The sequence below is a fragment of the Gemmatimonadota bacterium genome (genome assembly GCA_016713785.1).
GTDB lineage: Bacteria > Gemmatimonadota > Gemmatimonadetes > Gemmatimonadales > GWC2-71-9 > JADJOM01.
The window spans coordinates 312,329-333,306 of the sequence record JADJOM010000001.1 but is presented as its reverse complement, the minus strand read 5'-3'; the positions used below and the strand labels follow the sequence as shown (position 1 = coordinate 333,306).

18 protein-coding genes are annotated in these 20,978 nt (G+C 72.9%); 10 read left to right on the top strand and 8 right to left on the bottom strand.

Annotated features, from left to right (window positions below):
- Window positions 1-44: 44 nt before the first annotated feature.
- Together IPJ95_01445 and IPJ95_01440 are read left to right on the top strand one after the other, a co-directional pair.
- Window positions 45-620, top strand: coding sequence for a hypothetical protein (locus IPJ95_01445; GenBank protein ID MBK7922281.1), 576 nt, complete (start codon window positions 45-47; stop codon window positions 618-620).
- Window positions 621-674: 54 nt separating this feature from the next.
- Window positions 675-1,940 (top strand): hypothetical protein, encoded by a 1,266-nt coding sequence (locus tag IPJ95_01440; protein ID MBK7922280.1) that lies wholly within the window; start codon window positions 675-677, stop codon window positions 1,938-1,940.
- A gap of 87 nt (window positions 1,941-2,027) precedes the next feature.
- Here the strand turns inward: IPJ95_01440 and IPJ95_01435 are convergent, their stop codons facing one another.
- Genes IPJ95_01435 through IPJ95_01425 form a run of 3 tightly spaced genes read right to left on the bottom strand, consistent with a single transcriptional unit; the run spans window position 2,028 to window position 4,818 of the window.
- Window positions 2,028-2,936, bottom strand: a complete 909-nt coding sequence (locus tag IPJ95_01435) for a hypothetical protein (protein ID MBK7922279.1) — start codon at window positions 2,934-2,936, stop codon at window positions 2,028-2,030.
- Window positions 2,937-2,959: 23 nt separating this feature from the next.
- Window positions 2,960-4,501 (bottom strand): long-chain-fatty-acid--CoA ligase, encoded by a 1,542-nt coding sequence (locus tag IPJ95_01430; protein ID MBK7922278.1) that lies wholly within the window; start codon window positions 4,499-4,501, stop codon window positions 2,960-2,962.
- Window positions 4,502-4,509: 8 nt separating this feature from the next.
- Entirely contained in the window at window positions 4,510-4,818 is a 309-nt protein-coding gene (locus IPJ95_01425) for a hypothetical protein (GenBank protein ID MBK7922277.1), read from the bottom strand.
- A gap of 176 nt (window positions 4,819-4,994) precedes the next feature.
- Here IPJ95_01425 and IPJ95_01420 point away from each other — a divergent pair, with 176 nt between their 5' ends.
- The 3 genes from IPJ95_01420 (at window position 4,995) to IPJ95_01410 (ending at window position 9,003) form a co-directional block, all read left to right on the top strand.
- Complete coding sequence (locus IPJ95_01420) at window positions 4,995-6,920, top strand: hypothetical protein (GenBank protein ID MBK7922276.1); 1,926 nt, start codon at window positions 4,995-4,997, stop codon at window positions 6,918-6,920.
- Window positions 6,917-8,032, top strand: coding sequence for an HD domain-containing protein (locus IPJ95_01415; protein MBK7922275.1), 1,116 nt, complete (start codon window positions 6,917-6,919; stop codon window positions 8,030-8,032). Before IPJ95_01420 ends, IPJ95_01415 begins: the two co-directional genes overlap by 4 nt.
- An 80-nt stretch (window positions 8,033-8,112) precedes the next feature.
- Window positions 8,113-9,003, top strand: coding sequence for a sulfurtransferase (locus IPJ95_01410; GenBank protein ID MBK7922274.1), 891 nt, complete (start codon window positions 8,113-8,115; stop codon window positions 9,001-9,003).
- Between the two features lie 10 nt (window positions 9,004-9,013).
- Here IPJ95_01410 and IPJ95_01405 read toward each other — a convergent pair whose 3' ends face one another.
- The 5 genes from IPJ95_01405 to icd form a co-directional block, all read right to left on the bottom strand.
- Window positions 9,014-9,772 (bottom strand): NAD-dependent protein deacylase, encoded by a 759-nt coding sequence (locus IPJ95_01405; GenBank protein MBK7922273.1) that lies wholly within the window; start codon window positions 9,770-9,772, stop codon window positions 9,014-9,016.
- A gap of 18 nt (window positions 9,773-9,790) precedes the next feature.
- Window positions 9,791-10,210 carry a SufE family protein gene (locus tag IPJ95_01400; GenBank protein ID MBK7922272.1) on the bottom strand — a complete coding sequence of 140 codons (420 nt, stop codon included), beginning with the start codon at window positions 10,208-10,210 and terminating at the stop codon, window positions 9,791-9,793.
- A 13-nt stretch (window positions 10,211-10,223) separates the two neighbouring features.
- Window positions 10,224-10,424, bottom strand: coding sequence for a DUF542 domain-containing protein (locus IPJ95_01395; GenBank protein ID MBK7922271.1), 201 nt, complete (start codon window positions 10,422-10,424; stop codon window positions 10,224-10,226).
- Window positions 10,421-11,767, bottom strand: a complete 1,347-nt coding sequence (locus IPJ95_01390; GenBank protein MBK7922270.1) for a hypothetical protein — start codon at window positions 11,765-11,767, stop codon at window positions 10,421-10,423. Before IPJ95_01390 ends, IPJ95_01395 begins: the two co-directional genes overlap by 4 nt.
- Window positions 11,768-11,891: 124 nt before the next feature.
- Window positions 11,892-13,142: an NADP-dependent isocitrate dehydrogenase gene (gene icd, locus IPJ95_01385; protein MBK7922269.1), complete on the bottom strand. Its 1,251-nt coding sequence runs from the start codon at window positions 13,140-13,142 to the stop codon at window positions 11,892-11,894.
- Between the two features lie 65 nt (window positions 13,143-13,207).
- Here icd and aceK point away from each other — a divergent pair, with 65 nt between their 5' ends.
- From aceK to IPJ95_01360, 5 genes are all read left to right on the top strand, one after another.
- Window positions 13,208-14,977, top strand: coding sequence for a bifunctional isocitrate dehydrogenase kinase/phosphatase (gene aceK / locus IPJ95_01380; GenBank protein ID MBK7922268.1), 1,770 nt, complete (start codon window positions 13,208-13,210; stop codon window positions 14,975-14,977).
- A gap of 71 nt (window positions 14,978-15,048) precedes the next feature.
- Complete coding sequence (locus IPJ95_01375) at window positions 15,049-16,326, top strand: esterase-like activity of phytase family protein (protein MBK7922267.1); 1,278 nt, start codon at window positions 15,049-15,051, stop codon at window positions 16,324-16,326.
- Between the two features lie 35 nt (window positions 16,327-16,361).
- Window positions 16,362-18,320: an ABC-F family ATP-binding cassette domain-containing protein gene (locus IPJ95_01370; GenBank protein ID MBK7922266.1), complete on the top strand. Its 1,959-nt coding sequence runs from the start codon at window positions 16,362-16,364 to the stop codon at window positions 18,318-18,320.
- A 106-nt stretch (window positions 18,321-18,426) separates the two neighbouring features.
- Window positions 18,427-19,740 carry an amidohydrolase family protein gene (locus tag IPJ95_01365; protein ID MBK7922265.1) on the top strand — a complete coding sequence of 438 codons (1,314 nt, stop codon included), beginning with the start codon at window positions 18,427-18,429 and terminating at the stop codon, window positions 19,738-19,740.
- Window positions 19,737-20,978, top strand: a complete 1,242-nt coding sequence (locus IPJ95_01360) for an amidohydrolase family protein (GenBank protein ID MBK7922264.1) — start codon at window positions 19,737-19,739, stop codon at window positions 20,976-20,978. Before IPJ95_01365 ends, IPJ95_01360 begins: the two co-directional genes overlap by 4 nt.

Sequence of the window (20,978 nt, the reverse complement as noted above, 5' to 3'; positions counted from 1 at the left end):
CTCGAAGTCCCATTTCGCACCACATCCGTCTGCCGGGAGTTGCCATGCGCTGGATCCGCCGCGCGGCGCTGTTCGCGTCCGTCGCCTGTCTCGCCGTCACCCCGCTCGCCGGCCAGCGGGTCGCCGACCACAAGGGCGTGTGGTTCGGCGGCGGCCTCGGCATGGGCTCGGCCCGGCTCTCCTGCTCGATCTGTCGCGCCGGGCGCGACGGCGGTGCCGCCGGCTACCTCCGGGTCGGCGCCACCGTGACCCGGCAGGTGCTGGTGGGCGCCGAGACCCTGCTGTGGTACCACAGCGACGGGCCGGTGGACTACCTGCTCGGTTCGGTCCAGGCCGTGGTGGTGCTCTACCCCATGAAGGACAACGGCTTCTTCCTCAAGACCGGGCTGGGCCTGGCGCAGTACTCCGCCAAGGACAGCGACGACAAGGCCTCTACCCAGGCGCTCGCCGCCCAGGTCGGGGTCGGCTACGAGGTGCTGGTCGGCAAGGGGATGTCCATCGTCCCCTTCGCCAACTTCATGGGCACCACCGGGGCCGACCTCCGCTTCAACGACACCGTCTCCGGACTGTCGGCCAACACCAGCCTGTTCCAGCTGGGTGTGGGCCTCACGCTGCACTAGCACCGACCGCCACTTCCTTTGTCACCGATCGCCTCTTCCCCTTCGGAGGCTGGCATGCGCGCTCGACTCCTCACGTTGCATCGTCTCGTGGCCGGGACCCTCCTCCCGCCCACGCTCCTGCTCGCCGCCTGCGGCGACGGGGCCTACACCGGCATCCCCCCGGTCGAGGAGACCGGCACGGCCGTCCAGTACGGCATCTGGGTGCCGGGCACGGGGGACACCTGTACCCAGGAGGTCCACGACCGCTTCTCGGTCGTCGGCCCCGACGGCAAGCGCTACAACACCTGGCACCCGCCCGTCGACCCCGCCAGCGGCTGCACCTTCGGGCACGAGCACGGCCGCGATCCCCGTGGCTCCAACCTCTTCAGCCGCGTGGGGCCGATCCCCTTCGGGCTGGCCAACGAGGCGCTGGAGACCTGGGACCCGCAGGGCGTGCGGCGCGAGGACCACTTCGGGCACAAGGTCGACTGGGAGAACGACGTGGAGTTCGTCCGCAAGGACGGGCTGACGGGCGCGCTCTTCAGCGTCAAGTGCGACGTGCTCGCCAAGCTGCACCAGGGCACGCACTCGAAGGACGCCTTCACCAACAACCTGCACGAGATCGCCTATCACCTGCAGTGCAGCGACGGCACCGAGATGCACGTCACGCTGATGTCGGCGATCGGCGAGGCGGGCGGCTTCACCCGCACCTGCGACGGGCAGCGGGTGGACGTCGGGCCGCCGGTGCCGGCCAACTCCCCCAACGGCGGCGGCCAGCGTGTCATCCCCGACCGGACCTGCGTGGACCAGAACCTCTACGTGGGCGCCGGCCAGCGCGCCGACTACAACGGCGCCCTGCACGAGAGCTGGCAGACCTCGAACACCGTGCGTACCGAGAACGGGCACACCATCGCCCATTTCAACCCGTACTTCCAGGTCTTCTTCCCCAGCCGGTTCTACGATCCGGCCGCGCCGAATGTCACCGGCCGCCCCATCGCCGAGTGCGACGCGCTCAACCCGGCGCGCGACCTCAACAATGACCTGTGTGCCCAGTCCACCAACGACGGCACCCTGACCGGGCTCGCCTTCGACGACTCGCGCTCGAAGTTCAACGGCGTGCGGCGCTTCATCGACGTGAACAACAACGATGTCGACAACGAGGACGGCCCCGAAGTCTGGTACAGCGACCCCTTCGGCAGGAATGCGCGGCAGCAGCCCTTCCCGGGCTCCATCCGGCAATGGGTCTCCAAGACCAGGAACGAGTACGGCTTCAATGTCGACGGCCCCGCCATCGGCTTCAACCGGAACTACGGGGTGGCCTCGACCCACGCGCCGAACTAGCCGGCGCGGGGCCCCAGGCAACGACACGGGGTGGGTCCGTCACCGGACCCACCCCGTGTCGCATCCCGGCCGAGCCGAGCCAGTCGCCTAGAACCGACTCAACGGCACATCCCCGTTCGCCCGTTCGCCGAGGTAGAGCAGCACGTCCCGGCCCCGGTACCCGGGCGCCGACACCCGCACCGACTGGGTCCGGCAGCGGTTCACCAGGGTCCGGTCGAACATCAGCCGGTACTCGCCCCGGTCGTTGGCGAAGGTGCCGTAGGGGGTGCCGAGGATCTGCAGCCGCGCGCCCGGCAGCGGCTGGCCCGTGTCCTGGTGGTAGATGCGCCCCGCGATCACCGCCATGCCCCTGGGGATGGTGCTGTCGGTCTGTTCCTCCTCGGGGAGGTCGCAGCCGCGGCTGTCACTGGCCTCGGCGGTTTCCCACGGCCGGTTCTCGCGGCTCCCCGTCAGTGGACCGAGGCGGCTGGACGGCCGCCCGAAGATCCGGCGGGCCTCCGTCTCCATGGCGGTCGGCGCGTTGGTCCCGAGCATCGAGGGTGTGGTGGCTTCCGGGCTCGGCGCCGCGGGGCCATCGGTGACGGCGTCCTCGTTGCCGGGATCGGGGCGGGTGGCCTCGGACCGCGTCGCCTCCGGCGGCGCGTTCGGCTCCGGCTCGGGCGTCGGGGAGACCCGCGCGGTCGAACCTGCCGTCTCGTCCGGGCCGGGGGTCAGCGGCGCCAGTGGCTCGAGCGGCGCGTTGGGCTCGATCGGCGGGGCCTCCACCCGGGGAGTCGGGGTGGGTCGCGGCGGCGCGAAGTCGAGCTGGACCGGGCGCACCGATGCCTGGCCGCGATCCTCCAGCGGGCCCTTCCGGTCCGCCCGCGACCCGCCATAGAGCGCCAGCGCGATGATCGTCACGTGCAGCACCACGCTCACCGCCGACCCCAGCGTCGGGCGGACGCCGGGACCGCTGCGAGGCAGCGTCGTGGAGTAGTTGTGCACCCGTGCCGACATCGTGCCTTTCTTCCCGCCGGGCCTTACTCGCGCAGCGCGCGCTTGAGCACCTTGCCGGACCCCGTCTTCGGCAGTTCCGCCAGGAACCGGACCTGGCGCGGCACCTTGAAGCCGGTGAGCCGCTCACGGCAGAAATCCAGCACCGCCGACTCGCCGAGCGCCACGCCCGGGCGTGCCACCACGGCCGCCACGACCACCTCGCCCCACACCGCGTCCGGCGCCCCGTAGACCGCCGCCTCGAGGACCGCGGGGTGCTGGTAGAGGACGTGCTCCACCTCGGTGGAGTACACCTTTTCCCCGCCGGTGATGATCATGTCCTTCTTCCGGTCCACGATCGTCACGTACCCCTCACCGTCCTCCACCGCGAGGTCGCCGGTGCGGAGCCAGCCATCCGCGGTGAAGGCGTCCCGGGTGGCCTCCGGCCGCTGCCAGTAGCCCGGGGTGACGGTCTCGCCCCGGACCTGGATCTCCCCCGCCTCGGATTCATCCGTGGCCACCGGCAGGCCGTCCTCCCGGACCACCCGCAGCTCCACCGCCAGGAAGGGCCGGCCGGTCTTGGCCCGGAACCGGAACTGCTCCTCGGCGCTGCGCTCCCGCAGGTGCGCCTTGAGCAGGCTCAGCGTCAGGTACGGGCTGGTCTCCGTCATCCCATAGGTCTGCACGTACTCGGCCCCGAAGGTCTCCACGATGGCCCGCACGACCGCGGGCGCGATCGGCGCGCCTCCGCTCAGGACCAGCCGCAGGCTCCGGTAGTCATAGCGCTGCCGGGCCTCGTGCTTCACCATGAGGTTGAGCATGGTGGGCACCAGGTTGGTCAGGGTGATGCGCTCCTGCGCGATCAGCGCCAGTGCCGCCTCCGGCTCGAAGCGCGGCAGCATCACGTGGCGGCCGCCCACCAGGGTGATCGCGAAGGTGGCCCAGGCGTCCGCCAGGTGGAACATCGGCGCGATGTGGGCCCAGGTGTCCCGGTCGGTCAGCCCCAGCTCCGCGACCGCGGCCACGGCGTGGGCGGACACGTTCCGGTGGGTCAGCATGACGCCCTTGGGCTGGCCCGTGGTGCCGCTGGTGTAGTACAGATGCGCCACCGCGTCGGCCGGTGGCAGGGCCGGCGCGAACGGCCGGCCATCCGGGTCGGGATACGCGCCGGCGGGCCCCCGCGTTGGGGTGGGGAAGGGGGAGGCGCTCGAGAGCAGACACTGCACCGGGGTCTCCCGCGCGAGTACCGCCCCGACCAGCTCGCCGAGGGAGGGATCGGCGAGCAGCACCCGGCTGCCGCTGTCGCGCAGGATGAAGCCGAGTTCGTCGGGGTGGAGCCGGGTGTTGAGCGGGACCAGGATCGCGCCGAGGCCGGCGGCGGCAAAGTAGGCCTCGAAGCAGGGCAGGGAGTTCGGGAGCAGGGTGGCCACCCGGTCGCCCGGGGCCACCCCCTTGGCCCGGAGCCACCCCGCCAGGGCATCCACCCGGGCGCCGGTGTCGCGGTAGGAAAGGTGACGCCCGCCATCGACAACCGCGGTACTCACCGGGTAGAGATGACGGGCGCGAGCGAAGATCTGCCAGAGGTTCATCCGGCGGCCTAGTACGTCGTCTGCCAGTCCACCTTTGCCGCGCGGCGGCAGCGGGTGCACATCATCGACTCCGGCTCCCCGTCGAACTCCTGCCGGCCGGTGCAGTCGGGGCAGACCGCGTACGACGTGACGAGCTTCTGGCCCGCGAGCGTGGGCCGCATGACCCCGGTGCGTACCACCACGCTCCACATGGTCGGGCGATCGGCACGGATCCGGACATCCTCCCGCCGGACCCGCAGCGGAGCCTGATCCACCTCGAGCACGACCTCCTCGGGTGTCTCGTCCACCACGGGGTACCAGGCGCCCCGGCGGAGCACATCGGCCTGTCCGGTCGTTCCCGTGGCCCACGCCCGGATCGCCGGGTTTCCCCCGGATCGGCGGTATGGTGGCGGTGCACTCATGGCCCGTACTATAGCGATCTTGGCCGGTTGCCGCATCCTCGGCCAGCCGCCCGGCTGCAGACCCTGCCTCCGTGGGGTAGATTAGGTCCCCTATGCTGTCCCCCCTCGACACCCGCCCCCCCGCCAGCCGCCAGCTGGCCGAGCTCCTGCTCGGCCTGGCCGGGCTCATGCACCGGCTCCGGACCCTGCCGGAGGGCCACCCGAGCCTCCACGGGCAGGCCCTCGCGCTGGAACGCGCCCTGGCCGTGACCCTGGCCGGCCGGGAGCGGCTGGTCATGGAAGTGGGGACCGTCCAGCTGGTCGTCGAAGGGATGGAGACCAACCCCGAGTACGAGCCGCTCCGCGACCTGGCGGCCGACCTCCGGCAGGCGGGGCTGGCCTCGCTCGAATTCCGGGCCGGCGTGACCGCCGCCGAGCTGCTCGAGGCGCTCACCCCGCTGGCCATCACCGGCGTGGCCGTCGCCGGCACCCGTAACGTCGGGTTTGTCGGGCTCAGCGCGCAGCCGACCGCCGAGGACGCCTGGCTCGAGCTCGAGCGGCTGGTGCTCGGCGAGCCGGGCCGGGAGCGGGCGGAGCGCGATCCCCATGAGCTGGCGCTCGCGCTCGAGCTCGAACCGGCCGATCCGGCGCGCGATGTGGAGCTGCTCGGGCTGCTCTCCCGGCTGGTCTGGGCGGCCGAGTCCACCGCCTCCGGCGACCCGGCGGCCGCCCCCGACGGCGAGCGCACCCGGCGTCAGGAGGCCCTGGACCTCCTCGAGTCGCTGCCGACGGCCCTGCTGCGGCGGCTGCTGGCGCCCACCGGCACACCGGCCGCCCAGGCGGAGTTCCTGCGCGCCGTGGCGCCGGTGCTCACCCCCACGCTCGCGCTACGCTTCCTGGAACTGCTGGCGCACGGGCGGGAGGGGATGCTCTCGGCCGGGGCGCTTCGGGTGCTGGCCCGGCTGGCCCTGCGCGCGGATGAGTCCGGCGGCACCGCCGCGCGGCGTGCCCTCAGCGAGGAACTGCTCCGGTTCGTCGCCCCGCTTGAGACCGCGGCGCCCGCCCTGCGGGTGGCGCTCGAACCCGACCGGGTGCTCAAGCTCGCGCTGGAGAGCGGCATCCTCGAGCCCGGCACCCTCTCGGCCGCCGACCGGATGATTGCCCGTCGCCAGGTGGCGGCGCTGCTCGCCATCCTCGAGACCGTTCCGCGCGAGGACCCGGTGGCCCGCGCCGTCCGCGCCCGGGTGTTCCACCCGCAGACCGTGCGCGTGCTGCTCGATACCGCACCGGTGGACCTCGATTCCATCGACCGGCTGGTACCCGGCGCCGGGCTCGAGGCCGCGCCCGCGCTGCTCGACGCCCTGGCCCACTCCCGCGAGCGCCGGGTCCGGCTGCGCCTGCTCGACCTGCTGGCCCGCTACGGCAACGGGGTCGGACCCCTGGCCAGCGAGCGAATCGACGGCATGCCCTGGTACGTGCAGCGCAACCTGCTTGCCCTCATCGGACGGCTGCCCGACCTGCCGAGCGGCTTCATGCCGGCGCGCCTCCTGGGCCACCGCGACCCGCGGGTCCGGCACGAGGCCATCGCCTTGGCGATCGCCGACCCCGAGTTGCGCACCCGCGGCCTGGCGGAGGCGCTCGACACCAATCACGAGCCCACGCTCCGGCTGGCCTTCGCCGCACTGGCCGATCGCTGCCCGCCGGAACTCCTCCCCCGGCTCCTCACCCGCGTCGGCGACGCCGGCCTGGACCCTGAGCTCCGCGCCATGGCGGTCACCGCGCTCGCGCCGGTCAGCGACCCGGTGGTGTTGCGCCTGCTGCGGCGGCTGGTGGTGGCCCGCGGCCTCGCCGGGCTTGGGCGGCTGGCCCCCAAGAGCCCGCCGATGCTGGCGGCGCTGCGCGGCCTCGCGCTCCACTGGCACAGCCACCCCAAGGTGGGGGCGCTGCTCGAGACCGCCCGGGCCTCCCGCGACACCGACATCCAGGCCGCCGCCCGCCCCGGCCGCCGCTCCGGCTCCGGCCCCCGGGTGATGCCATGATCAGCCAGGCCACCCGCTTCCTCCGGGCCATGGAGCACGCGCTCGAGCTCCGGATCCGCCCCGGGTCCGAGGCGCTGCTGCGCCGCACCGCCGACGAGACCTGCCTCACCCGGCTGCGCGAACTGCTGCTCGCCGACCGGGAGCCCGCCATCGGCTTCGGCCCCAGTGGCGTGCGGCTCGGGGAACTGCCGCTGGCGGAGTTCCAGCGCTGGCCCTGGGCCGCGCGCCTCGCCTCGCGCGGGATCGAGCGCCTCGTGCTCGCCGGCGAGCCGAGCGCCGGGGCGCTCGCCGCCTTCCTCGATCACGCCGCCGGCCTGGTGCCCGACGTCTCCGCCCCGCCCCGCCTCGAACCGGGCGGCCTCCAGTGGGGGCCGGACACCGGGCCCGCGGATGCCAGTGACTATCCCCTGCGGGAAGAGCTCGACGTGATGCGGCACGTCTTCCAGCGCGCGCGCGCCGGGGAGCGGCTGCCCCTCGGCGACGTGCACGCCGTCAGCGCCTCGCTCGGCGCGCTGGTCGACGGTCGCCAGGCGCCCGGCCTGCCGCTGCTCCGGGTGACGGAACGGGCCGAGTACCTCCCGGCCCACGCGCTCAACACCGCGCTCCTCGCCATGGCGGTCGCGGAACCGCTCGGCCTCGGCGCCGACGAGCGGCGCGAGATGGCGCTGGCCGCGCTGCTCCACGACGTGGGCATGGCGCGGCTCCCCTCCGATACGCTGGTGGCCGCTCACTTCACCGACCAGGACCGGGCGCGGGTGCGGGGACACCCGCTGGAAGGCGCGCGGGTCCTGCTGCGGCATGGCGAGCAGCTGGAGAGCGCCGCGGTGGTGGCGTATGAGCACCACCTGCGGCAGGACGGGTCCGGGTATCCCCGGCTGAGCTATCCCCGCGAGCCGCACATCCTCACCCGGGTGGTCGCCGTGTGCGGCGCGTTCGACGCGCTCCTGGCGCACCGGCCCGACCGCATCCCGATGGAGCCGAGCCTCGCCCTGCGCGAGATCGAACGGAACGTGGTGAGCCAGTTCGATCCCCGCGTCGTGGCCGCGTTCGCCGAGGTGATGCTCAACAGCGCCCGCCGCGGCAGCCTTGCCTTGACATTGCGACAACTTTAGTCGTATTTGCCTGTCCGGCCCGATTCCCGGTCGCCCGCGTGGGTCGCCGGGGGTCGGGCCATCCGTGCAGGAGCCATCCCATGAGCGGAACCCAGAGCCTCCCCGCCGTGCCGCCGATCGCGGGCCGCGGCTACGCCCATCCCGAGGTCCTCGTCTCCACCGAGTGGGTGGCGGCGCACCTCGACGATCCCACCGTCCGGCTGGTCGAATCCGATGAGGACCTGCTGCTGTACGAGATCGGGCACATCCCCGGCGCCGTGAAGGTGGACTGGGTCACCGACCTCAACGACCCGCTCACCCGCGACTACCTGGACCAGGCCCGCATGCAGGCGCTGCTCCGGGCCAGGGGCATCGGGCCCGAGACCACGATCGTCTTCTACGGGGACAAGAACAACTGGTGGGCGACATACGCCTTCTGGGTGTTCCGCCTGTTCGGGATCGAGCGGCTGCGTCTGATGGACGGGGGCCGCGCCCGTTGGGTCGAGGAGGGCCGGCCGCTCACCACCGAGGCGCCGCGGCATCCCGCGGGGGGCATCGTGGTCGGCCCGCGCAACGACGCCGGCATCCGCGCCTTCCGGGAGGATGTGCTGGCCCACCTGGAGCGCCGGGGCCAGCTGGTGGACGTGCGCAGCCCCGAGGAGTTCCGGGGCGAGCGGCTGCATATGCCCGACTATCCCAACGAGGGGTCGCTGCGCGGCGGGCACATCCCCGGGGCGAGGAGCATCCCATGGGCCCGGGCGGTCAACCCGGAGACCCACACCTTCCGTCCCGCGAGCGAGCTCCGCACCCTCTACACCGAGGAGCAGGGGCTGGTCCCGGACCGGGACACCATTGCCTACTGCCGGATCGGGGAGCGCTCCTCCCACAGCTGGTTCGCGCTCACCTACCTGCTCGGCTTCACCCGGGTGCGCAACTACGACGGGTCGTGGACCGAGTGGGGCAACGGGGTGCGCCTGCCGATCGAGAAGTAACCCGCGGGGCTCATCCCAGCAGCGGGGGCAGCACGGCCCCGGCGCTGCCCGTCAGCTTCACCTCTGCCATGCCGTCGAACGCGGTCGGTCCCGGGTCCACCACCACCAGGGGCCGGCGGCGACGTACCACGGCCATCGCGTATCCCGCCGCCGGCTGCACCGCGCCGGCCGTGCCCACCACCAGGCAGGCATCCGCCTCCCGCGCCGCCGCGTCCGCCCGCTGCATGGCCGGGAGGGGGAGCGCCTCGCCGAACCAGACCACATCGGGCCGGAGCAGCGCGCCGCACGCGGGACAGGCGGGCAGGGTCTCCCGCGCGGTCGCGTCGACGGGGTCGTCGCCCTCCGCGCCATGGTCGCACCGGGTGCACCGCACCCGCGCGATGGAACCGTGGAGCCGGATGGGCAGGGCGGGCGACGGGTCGCCGCCGCGCGCGGTGGCGGCGGTGCGGGCGGCGCGCTCGTGCAGGGCGTCCACGTTCTGGGTCACGAGCGTGACGCCGGCGCGACCGAGCATCCAGTGGGCCAGCGCCAGGTGCCCGGCGTTCGGCGCGCACGCCGCCACCAGCCCGCGGCGCCAGCCGTACCACTCCCACACCAGCCGCGGGTCGCGCGCGAACGCCTCGGGCGTGGCGAGGTCCTCCGGCCGGAAGTCCTTCCAGAGCCCTTCCGGTCCGCGGAAGGTCGGCACGCCCGATTCGGCGCTGATGCCCGCGCCGGTGAGCACCAGCACCCGCGGCGCCTCCGCCAGCAGCAGGCGCGCCCGCGCCAGCGCCGCCGCGTGGTCCACCTACGCCAGCTCTCCCGCCATCCGCCGGATCCGGCCGATCATCGCGGTGAGTCCGTGCGTACGCGTCATGCCAAGTGCCTCGCCCAAGCCCAGCCGGTCCAGCAGGTCGGGGGGGAGCTGCGCCACCTCGGCGGGAGGCACACCCTGCAGCGCCCGGGCCAGCAGCGAGACGAAGCCGCGCACCGTGGGCGCCTCGCGCGGGGCATCGGCGTGCAGGACCACGCCGTCGCCCTCGCGTTCGAGGAAGAGGAACACCGGTGACTGGCACTCGGGGACGCGATGCAGCCCCTGGTCCCGGGCCGCGTGGAAGCGGTCGGGCAGGGGCGGGAGCTTCTTGCTGTAGTCGAGCAGCAGTTCCAGGCGGGTCTGCTTGTCCGCGCCGTGGAACCGGCGGGTGATCCGGTCGAGGGAGTCGAGCATGCCCGGAAGCTACCTACGCCGCCCGGGCCGCCTCCAGCTCGGTGAGCAGGCCCGCGAGGTCCAGGCCATGGGCCAGGGCCACGAACTCCAGGGAGCGCCGGGATCCGCAGCAGAGATCGATGCCGTGCCGGGTGAAGACCGGCAGGGTCGCGGGATGCAGTTCAGCAAGGGTTCCGACCGTCATGTCGGGGTGCAGCGCGATGGTGGGGCTCATGAGTGGACTCCCGGCGCCATCGGCCGCGCGCGGCCGATCAGCAGCATCCGGAGGTGGTGGAGGATGGTCGCCGTGATGGCGAGGGTGAACAGCACTGCGCCGGCACGGGCGGCGGGGGCGCTCCCCGCGGCCACGCCCGGGACCAGGACCAGCAGGCCCACCGCCCCGGCCGTCGCGGCAGTGATGCCCAGGCCGCGGTGCAGCATCGCCGGCATCGCCGGGGTGCCGGGCTGGCCCATGCGGGTGGCAAAGCGATGATGCCAGGTGAGCGTGGGGAGCACCCGGAACGAGACGCCGAGCACCAGCGCCCCGGACCAGCCGAGCAGGAGCGCGAGCACGTAGGCGACCAGCAGGCGCGGCTGGTGCGCACCGAGGGCGGCCGTCGCGAGCCCGAGCGGGATCGCCGCGGTGAGTGAGGTCAGGGCCAGCGTGAGCAGGCCGGTGGCGGGATCGAGCGCGCGCCGCGCGCGGGTGCGGAACCACCCCAGCCCGAGCCAGCAGAACAACGCCCCGGCCGTGGCCATGAGCGCGATCCCGGCCCAGGCGAGCGGCGCAGCGCCGAGGACCGCGCCGGAGGCGTAGGCCAGCACCGCCGTCCCGAGCAGCCGCGGCATCCAGGTGTCCAGTCGGGCGGGAATGGGCGTGGGGCTGCCGTAGAACATCGGGATCATCCGGCTGCCGAGCCCGAACGCGGTCATCGAAACGAAGCCCGCCAGCCCGAGGTGCAGGTGCGCCGAGAGGAGTCCCAGCCGCGGCGTGGTCCACCAGCCCAGCGCATCGCCAATCCGGGCGCCGGCCACCAGCATCGCGAACCCGAAGCCGATGTGCGCATACGAGATGTAGAGCCCGAGCTGGCGGTTGCGCGGTGCCCGGCGGCGCTGGGGGAGCAGGTTCCACGCGGTGCCGAACACCGCGACGAACAGCACCGACCACCCGGCCGACTGGAGAGACCGCTGCCCCAGCAGCAGGCCGCAGGCGAGCAGCGCGGTGCCCAGGGCGTGCAGCCCCAGCGCCATCCAGGCCACCCATCGGCTCCGTTCGCCGATACCGAGCATGGCGGGGAAGATCTGGTACAGCACGCCCGTGATCACCGTGGTGAGGAAGCCCAGGGTGCAGAGGTGGGTGAGCGCCAGGACCCGCGGGTCGAGGAAGCTGCCCGTCGCGAGCTGCGGGGCGAGCCACGCCAGCCCCACCGCGCCAGCGAGCGCCCAGCCGAAGCCGAGGGCGAAGTGGCTCCCGACCAGCGGAAATGACGGAATCACCTGCCCGGTGACGGGGAGGGAACGCCCGGGCGGTGGCGCGAGGCCGATGGGGCGCGCAATGGGGACCGAATCGGTTGCCATCACGCTCCAAATTACCATCCGCGCGTGATGATTATGTGAAGCCGGAATGTGGGCAGAGGAGAAACGGCGCGCGGGCCCGGCGCGCCTGGCGCCGGGCCCGCGACCGGAGCGGGGGTGACGCGGGTTACATGTTGTCGACCACGGCGGTGCCGAACTCGGAGCACTTGAGCAGGGTGGCGCCGGGCATCAGCCGCTCGAAGTCGTACGTGACCCGCTTCTGCCCGATGCTGGCCTCGAGGCCCTTGATGATGAGGTCGGCCGCCTCGTTCCAGCCGAGGTAGCGGAACATCATCTCGCCCGAGAGGATCACCGAGCCGGGATTCACCTTGTCCTGGTTGGCGTACTTGGGCGCGGTGCCGTGGGTGGCCTCGAAGATGGCGTGCCCGGTCAGGTAGTTGATGTTGGCCCCCGGCGCGATGCCGATGCCGCCGACCTGGGCCGCGAGCGCGTCGCTGATGTAATCGCCGTTGAGGTTCATGGTGGCGATCACGTCGTACTCGGCGGGGCGCGTGAGGATCTGCTGCAGGAAGGCGTCGGCAATCACGTCCTTGATGATGACGCCGCTGGGCAGCCGGCACCAGGGACCGCCGTCGATCTCCGTTCCGCCGTACTCGGTGCGCGCCAGCTCGTAGCCCCAGTCGCGGAAGCCGCCCTCGGTGTACTTCATGATGTTGCCCTTGTGCACCAGGGTCACGCTCTTCTTGCCCTGCCGGACGGCGTAGTCGAAGGCGGAGCGGATGAGCCGCTTGCTCCCCTCCTCCGAGATCGGCTTGATCCCGATGGCGCTGGTCTTGGGGAACCGGATGGTGGTGGCCCCCATCTGTTCCAGCAGGAACGTCACGATCTTCGCCGCCTGCTCGGTGCCCGCCTTGTACTCGATGCCGGCGTAGATGTCCTCCGTGTTCTCCCGGAAGATGATCATGTCCACCAGCTCCGGCTGCTTCACCGGGCTGGGCACCCCGGTGAACCACCGCACCGGGCGCACGCAGGCGTAGAGGTCGAGCTTCTGCCGCAGCGCCACGTTGAGCGAGCGGAAGCCGCCGCCCACCGGGGTGGTCAGCGGTCCCTTGATGCCCACCAGGTGGTAGTCGATCGCGCGCAGGGTGTCGTCGGGCAGCCAGCTGTCCAGCGTGTCGCGGGCCTTCTCGCCGGCGAACACCTCGAACCAGGTGATCGCCCGCTTTCCGCCATACGCCTTCCGCACCGCGCCGTCGAACACCGCCCGCGACGCCCGCCAGATGTCCGGCCCGGTGCCGTCGCCCTCGATGAAGGGGATGATGGGGTGGTCGGGCACCTGCAGCGTGCCGCTGGCCATCGTGATCGCTTCGCCCGTGGTCGGGGCGACCAGCGCGTCGTATCTGGGAGGTGTGGGCATGGAAGGGAGGCCGTGGTAAGTTGGACGCGTCTCCTCGGGGCGAGGAGAACCCCCGAGAATCTAACATGCCGCCCGCGCCCATTCCCGATCCCGCCGCTCCACTGCGCCACAGCCTCGCCCGGCAGGGCCAGGCGGTCGAGGTGGCCCGGGGCATCCTGGCGGTCTTCGACGCGCACCAGGGCCAGTTCCTCCTGGTCACCCGCCGCGCCGAGGCCCGGTTCCGGCAGCGCGACTGGCGCGGCGGCCAGCAGGACGCCGCCGAGCGCCTGACGCTGTACCGGCAGTTCGTGAGCTGGTGCGTCGCCGATCTCCGCCGCGGCCTGGGCGAGGCCGCCGGCGACACCGCCCAGTGGCGCGGCATCCGCGAGGCGTATGCCCGGGAGGCCCGGCCGCGGCTCGACGCCGAGCTCGCCTACACGTTCTTCAACTCGGTGGTGCGGCAGGTGCTCCGGGCGGTGGGGCCGGGCCAGGGCGTGTACTTCGATGACGCCGATTTCCAGGCCCTGCTGGTCCAGGCCGCGGGCCCGGTGTTCCGCACCTACCATGGCCGGCGGAGCCTGGAGGAGCTGCTCCGGGCACTGCTCGCCGACCTGCCCTTCGCCGAGGCGTATGCCCGGCGGGACGAGGACGCCCGCCTGCTGGCCGCGCGCCTCGCGGAGGAGCTGGCCCGGCTGCCCCTGGGGGGCGCCCTCGAGGCGCTCGAGATGGTGCCCACCCCGTTCTACCGCAACAAGGGCGCGTACCTGGTCGGACGCATCCGCGCCGGCACGACCCTCCTCCCCCTGGTGCTTCCCCTGGTGCACGACGAGGACGGCATCCGGATGGACGCCGTCCTCCCCACCTCGGACGAGGTGAGCGTGGTGTTCTCCTTCACCCGGTCCTACTTCCACGTGGCGCTCGACTGCCCGCGGGCCATGGTGGAGTTCCTCCGGACCCTGATGCCCCGCAAGCCGCTCGACGAGCTCTACACCTCCCTGGGCTACCACAAGCACGGCAAGACCGAGCTGGTGCGCGCGCTGCTCCGCCACATGGAGCACCACGACGCCCGCTTCGAGGTGGCCGCCGGCGACAAGGGGCTGGTGATGGCGGTCTTCGCCCTGCCGTCGCTCAACGTGGTCTTCAAGCTGATCAAGGACCGCTTCGGGCCGCCCAAGCACACCACCCGGGCCCAGGTCATGGAGAAGTACCAGCTGGTCTTCGTCCGCGACCGGGTGGGCCGCCTCGCCGACGCCCAGGACTTCGAGGGCCTCACCTTCCGCCGCGACACCTTCGCCCCCGGGCTCCTGGAGGAGCTGCTGGCCGAGTGCGGCAGCACCATCCAGGCGGAGGGCGACCAGGTGGTCTTCCGCCACCTCTACACCGAGCGGCGGGTCACGCCACTCAACCTCTACCTGCGCCAGGCCGACGAGGCGCACGCCATCGACGCCGTGCTCGACTACGGGCAGGCCATCAAGGACCTGGCCGCCGCCAACATCTTCACCGGCGACATGCTGCTCAAGAACTTCGGGGTGACCCGCCACGGCCGGGTGATCTTCTATGACTACGACGAGCTCTGCCTCCTGACCGAATGCAACTTCCGCGCGATCCCCGCCGCCCGGCACGACGACGATGAGTACAGCGCCGAGCCGTGGTTCTCGGTGGGCGAGCACGACATCTTCCCCGAGGAGTTCCGCGCCTTCCTGACCCTGCCCGGCCGGCCCGGCGAGGCGTTCCTGCGCGCCCACGGCGACCTGCTCACCGTGGCGTACTGGCGCCACATGCAGCAGCTGGCCGAGCGGGGCGAGGTGGTCGATATCTTCCCCTACCCCCCGGGCCGCCGCCTCCGCGCGGGCTGATACCGTCACGTCACCAGATCGTGACCCGGCCCGGCGACTCTCCCCTCTCCTTCACGCCGAGACGAGCTCCCGTGGCCCGATCCCACGCCCGAATCGCCGCCCTGCTGCCCCTGGTGGCGGCCTGCGCCCCCGTGCCTGCCATTCCCCCCGTGCCAGACGCCGGCGCCCGGCGGGTCCCGGTGCCCCGCGTGGCCGAACTCACCACCGTCGCCGGCGTGCCGGTGGGGCAGGGGGGCTTCGGCTCCGCGCTCGCCGTCGCCGGTGGCGCCTGGTACTTCCTGACCGACCGCGGGCCGAACGTCGACCTCCCCACCGAGGACCACAAGCTCTTCGCGCAGCCCGGATACGCCCCGACCATCGGGGCATTCCGCTGGCGCGACGGCGCGCTCGAGCCGGTGCGGCGCATCGCGCTGCACCTGCCCGATGGCCGGCCGCTCTCGGGGCTGCCCACGCCCAAGGGCATGGGCGCCAGCGGCGAGGTGGCGGTCGGGGTGGACGGCGCGCAGTTGCCGCCCGATTCGAACGGGGTGGACACCGAGGGGCTGGCGGTGCTCCCGGACGGCAGCTTCTGGGTCTCCGAGGAGTACCGGCCATCGCTGCTGCACGTCGGCCCCGACGGGACGGTGCGGGAGCGGATCGGTCCCTTCGCGGGGGCGGGGCGTCACCTGCCCGCCGTGCTCGCCGCCCGGCGGTCCAACCGCGGCATGGAGGGCCTGGCCCTGGTGCCCGGGTCGGCCACCCTGGCGGGGCTGATGCAGGGTCCGCTCGACAACCCGAAGGCCGCCGGCCGCCGCTCGCGTGCCCTGCGCCTGGTGATGTTCGACACCCGGAGCGGCACCAGCCGCCAGCTGGTGTACCTCCTCGAGGCGCCGGGGCACCGGATCACCGAGATCGCGGCGGTCTCCGCCACCCGCTTCCTCGTGGTGGAGATCGACGGCAAGGTGCCGGGCCACGCCACCGATCCCGCGCGATTCCTGCGGATCGTGCAGGTGGACCTGGCCGGCGCCACCGACGTGAGCGATCCGGCCGACGGGCCGCGCGGCCGCCTCTTCGGCGGGCGCACCCTCGAGGAGCTCGACGCCGACAGCCTCGCCGCCGCCGGGATCGTCCCGGTGCGGAAGGCCCCGCTGGTGGATCTGCTCGATCCCGCCATCGCCTACCCGTACGACAAGCCGGAGGGGCTGGTGGTGGTCGACGCCCGGACCCTCGCGCTGGTCAACGACGACGACTTCGGCGTCGACGCCGACGGCCGGGGCGGTCTCGGACCCAAGCGGGGGGCAGGCGGCGGGGTGGTCGGAAACGAGCTCTGGCTGCTGCACCTGCCGGCCCCGCTGGAGGGTGCCCGCTAGCCACGCCACGGAGGCCGTCATTACCTTCGGCCTCCGTGACCCTCCTCTCCCTCGGTGGCGTGGCCATCCAGTATGGCGCCGACCCGCTCCTGACCGACATCACCTGCGTGGTGAGCCGGGGGGAGCGGTGGGGCCTGATCGGCCGCAACGGCGGCGGCAAGACCTCGCTGTTCCGCGCCATCACCGGCGACCTGCAGCCCGCGAAGGGCGGGGTGGCGCGCGCGCCGGGGCTGCGGATCGCCCTGCTCGACCAGCACCGCGACTTTGCCGGGGCCGAGACCGTGTGGGAGGCGGCCTGCGCGGCGTTCCGCCCGCTGCTCGCGCTGGAGCACTCGCTGCAGGAGCAGGCCCACCGCATGAGCGAGCGGGGCGACGCCGTCACCGACGACGACCTGGCCCGCTACGACCGCGACCTCGAGCGCTTCCAGCGCGAGGGGGGCTACGAGGTGCAGGCGCGGGTGGCCGCGGTGCTCCACGGCCTGGGCTTCGACCCCGACGCGGCGCACCACCAGGCGCTCGCCTCGCTGAGCGGCGGCGAGCGGGGCCGCCTGGGCCTCGCCAGCCAGCTGGTGCGCCCCGCCGACGTGCTGCTCCTCGACGAGCCCACCAATCACCTGGACCTCGAGACCACCGAGTGGCTGGTGGATCACCTCCGCGGCCTCGACGCCGCGGCGATCATCATCAGCCACGACCGCGCCTTCCTCGACCAGGTGGCCGACCACATCCTCCACCTCGAGTCCGGCACCGGCTTCACCTACCGCGGCAACTACAGCAGCTTCGTGGCCCAGCGCGCGGAGCGGCGCATGGCGCAGGACCGCGCCTACCAGAAGCAGGCCCGGGTCATCGCCAAGGAGGAGGACTTCATCCGGCGCAACATCGCCGGCCAGAAGACCAGCCAGGCCAAGGGCCGCCGCCGCAAGCTCGCCCGGGTGGCGCGGCTCTCCCCGCCCCCCGACGACCTCGACACCATGGCGGTGCGCTTCCGGAGCAGCGGCCGCGGCGGCGACCAGGTGCTGCTGGCCGACAAGCTCCGGGTGAAGGTGGGCGACCGCGTCCTGCTCGACGGCTTCAGCGCCGTGCTCCGCCGTGGCGACGTCGTGGGGCTGGTCGGCCCCAACGGCGCCGGCAAGAGCACCCTGCTGGCCACCCTGCTCGGCGACCGCCCCGCCGACGCCGGCAGCGTGCGCATCGGCGACGCCACCGAGGTCGAGGTCTACCGCCAGGACCTGGCCCAGGTGCCGCGCGACAAGAGCCTCTTCGACATCGTCCACGACCTCCGCCCCTCCTGGACCCGGGGCCAGGTGATGGACCACCTCGGCCGCTTCGACTTCTCCGGCGACACCACCCTGCGCCGGGCCGGGTCCCTCTCCGGCGGCGAGCTCGCCCGCGTGGCGCTCGCCATGATGACCCTCGGCACCGCCAACCTCCTGGTCTTCGACGAGCCCACCAACCACCTCGACGTGGAGTCCATCGAGACGCTGGAGGACGCCATCGAGGGCTACGAGGGCAGCGTACTGCTGGTGAGCCACGACCGCGCGCTGCTGCGCGGGCTCTGCTCCAGGGTCTGGGGCATCGAGCAGGGGCGGATGGTGGACTTCGACGGCAGCTTCGAGGAGTGGGAGGCGGCCCGGGCCGAGCGACGCCGGGTGGCCACCGAGGCGGCGCGCGGCCGGGAGCAGGAACGCAAGGCGCGGGAGAAGAAGGAACGCGAGGCCGCGCCCCGTCCGGAGTCGGATCGCAAGGCCCGGCAGAACGCGGTGCGTACCGCCACCCGCGCGGTGGCGCAGGCGGAGCGCCTGGTGCAGGAGCTGGAAGCGCGCCAGGCCGAACTCACCACGCTGCTGGCCGACACCGGGCTGTATGGCACGCCGGAGGGATCGGCCCGGGCGCAAGAGATGGCCCGCGAACTCGACGTGGTCCGCGCCGAACTGGCCGATGCCTATACCGACTGGGAGCAGGCCGCCCACGACCTGGAACGCCTCGACGTGCCCTGATCCGCGCCCTATCTTGTTCACCGCCGTACCGCCGTACCGCCGTACCGCCGTACCGCCATACCGCCATACCGCCGTACCGCCACCCCGCCCCCTTCGCGGAGCCCCGATGCCCGCCGTTCGCCGGACCTGCGCCCTCGCCCTCCTGCTGCCCCTCACGCTCGCCGCGCAGGAGCGGCCGCTCGCCCTCACCGGGGCCCGGATCTTCCCCGTGGCCGGCCCGGTCATCGAGAACGGCACCCTGGTGGTGCAGGGCGGGAAGATCCTCGCCGTCGGGGCCGCGGGCCGGGTGAGCATCCCGGCGGGGGCCGAGGTGCGCAACGTCTCCGGCCGGGTGCTGATCCCCGGGCTGGTCGATACCCACAGCCATATCGGCGACGGCGACGCCGCCGACCGCTCCTCGCCCACCCAGGGTGAGGTCCGCATCCTCGACGCGATCGACATCCACAGCGACAACATCCGCCGCGCCCAGGCGGGCGGCATCACCACGGTGAACATCATGCCCGGCTCCGGGCACCTGATGGGCGGGCAGACCGCCTACCTCAAGCTCCGCCACGGCCGCACCATCAACGACCTGCTCTATTGCGACGATCCCCTCACCGGGATCTGCGGCGGGTTCAAGATGGCCAACGGCACCAACCCGCGCGGCGCGCCGCCCTGGCCCGGCACCCGCGGCAAGGCGGCCTCGCTGGTCCGGGAGCGGTTCGTCAAGGCGCTCGACTACCGCCGCCGGCTCGAGCTCGCCAGGGCCGACACGACCAAGCGGGTGGAGCGGGACCTCGAGATGGAGGCGCTGGTCCAGGTGCTGGAGGGGAAGCGGGTGGTGCACCATCACACTCACCGTTACGACGACATCCTCACCGTGCTCCGGCTGCGGGAGGAGTTCGGCTTCCGCGTGGTGCTGCAGCACGTGACGGAAGGGTGGCGCGTGGCCCGCGAGATCGCCGCGGCGGGGGTGCCCTGTTCGATCATCCTGATCGACAGCCCCGGCGGCAAGCTCGAGGCCATGAACCTCAGCATGGACAACGGCCGTATCCTCGACTCGGCGGGCGCCCTGGTGGCCTTCCACACCGACGACGGCATCACCGATTCCCGCTTCTTCCTCCGCTCGGCCGCGTTCGGGGTGCGGGCGGGGCTGCCCCGGACCCGCGCCCTCGAGGCGCTGACCATCGCCGGCGCGAAGATGCTCGACCTGGCCGACCGGGTCGGGAGCCTCGAGCCGGGCAAGGACGCCGACTTCGTGCTCCTCTCCGGCGACCCCTTCAGCATCTACACCCACGTCGAGGAGACCTGGGCGGGTGGGGAGCGGGTCTTCGACCGCGGCAACCCCGCCGACCGCGCCTACGCCACCGGCGCCTTCCGCCTGATGCGCGACCTCGAGACCCACACCGACGACCACAGCGACGTGGAGGGCGGACGATGACCTCGCGACTCGGCGGCTCGGCGCCCCGGCGGCTTGGGGTTCTTCTCCTGCTCGGCGTCGCGGCCCCACCCCTCCAGGCCCAGCTCGCGGTGCGGGCCGACACGCTCTATACCATGGCCGGCGCGCCGATCCCCGACGGCGTGGTCCTGGTGGGGAAGGACGGCAAAATCGAGGCGGTCGGGCCCGCCGCCCGGGTGCGGATTCCCCGCGGGGTACGCACCCTCACGGCGCGGATCGTCACTCCCGGCCTGGTCGATGCGCACACGGTGGTGGGGCTGGCGGGCGCGCTCAACTACGCCCACGACCAGGACCAGCTCGAGACTTCCGACCCGATCCAGCCCGAGCTCCGGGCCTTCGACGCCTATGATGCCCGGGAGCGGCTGGTGGAGTGGGTGCGCGGCTTCGGGGTGACGACGCTGCACACCGGGCACGGGCCCGGCGCGCTCATGAGCGGGCAGACCATGGTGGTGAAGACCCGCGGGTCGAGCGTCGCGGAGGCGCTGGTGGACAGCGTCACGATGGTCGCGATGACCCTGGGCCCCGATGTCTCGGACAACTTCCGCGGCAAGTCGCCCGGCACCCGCGCCAAGGGCGTGGCGATGCTGCGCGCCGCGTTCCTCAAGGGGCAGGACTACGCCCGCAAGCGCGCCGACCCTGACAGCACCAAGCGGCCGGCCCGCGACCTCCGCCAGGAGGCGATCGCCCGGGTGCTCGAGGGCCGGGCCGCCGCGCTCATCACCGCCCACGGCATGAGCGAGATCCTGGCCGCGCTCCGGCTGCAGCGGGAGTTCGGCTTCCGCCTGGTGCTCGACGGCGCCGCCGAGAGCTACATGCTGGTCGACGAGATCCGCGCCGCCGGCGTGCCGGTGATCCTCCACCCCAGCATGATCCGCAACACCGGGTCGGCCAGCAGCGCGAGCCTCGAGACCGCCGCGACGCTGGTGGCCGCCGGGATCCCGGTGGCGCTGCAGAGCGGCTTCGAGGGCTACGTCCCCAAGACCCGCGTGGTGCTGTTCGAGGCGGCGGTGGCCGCCGCCAACGGGCTCACCCGCGAGCAGGCGCTCGCCACCATCACCCGCGACGCCGCCCGCGTCATCGGGCAGGACCGCCGGGTGGGGACGCTCGAGGTGGGGAAGGACGGCGACCTCGCCCTCTTCGACGGCGACCCGTTCGAGTACACCAGCCACGTCTGCGCCGTGGTGATCGAGGGCGCGGTGGTCGCGGATCGCTGCCGGTAG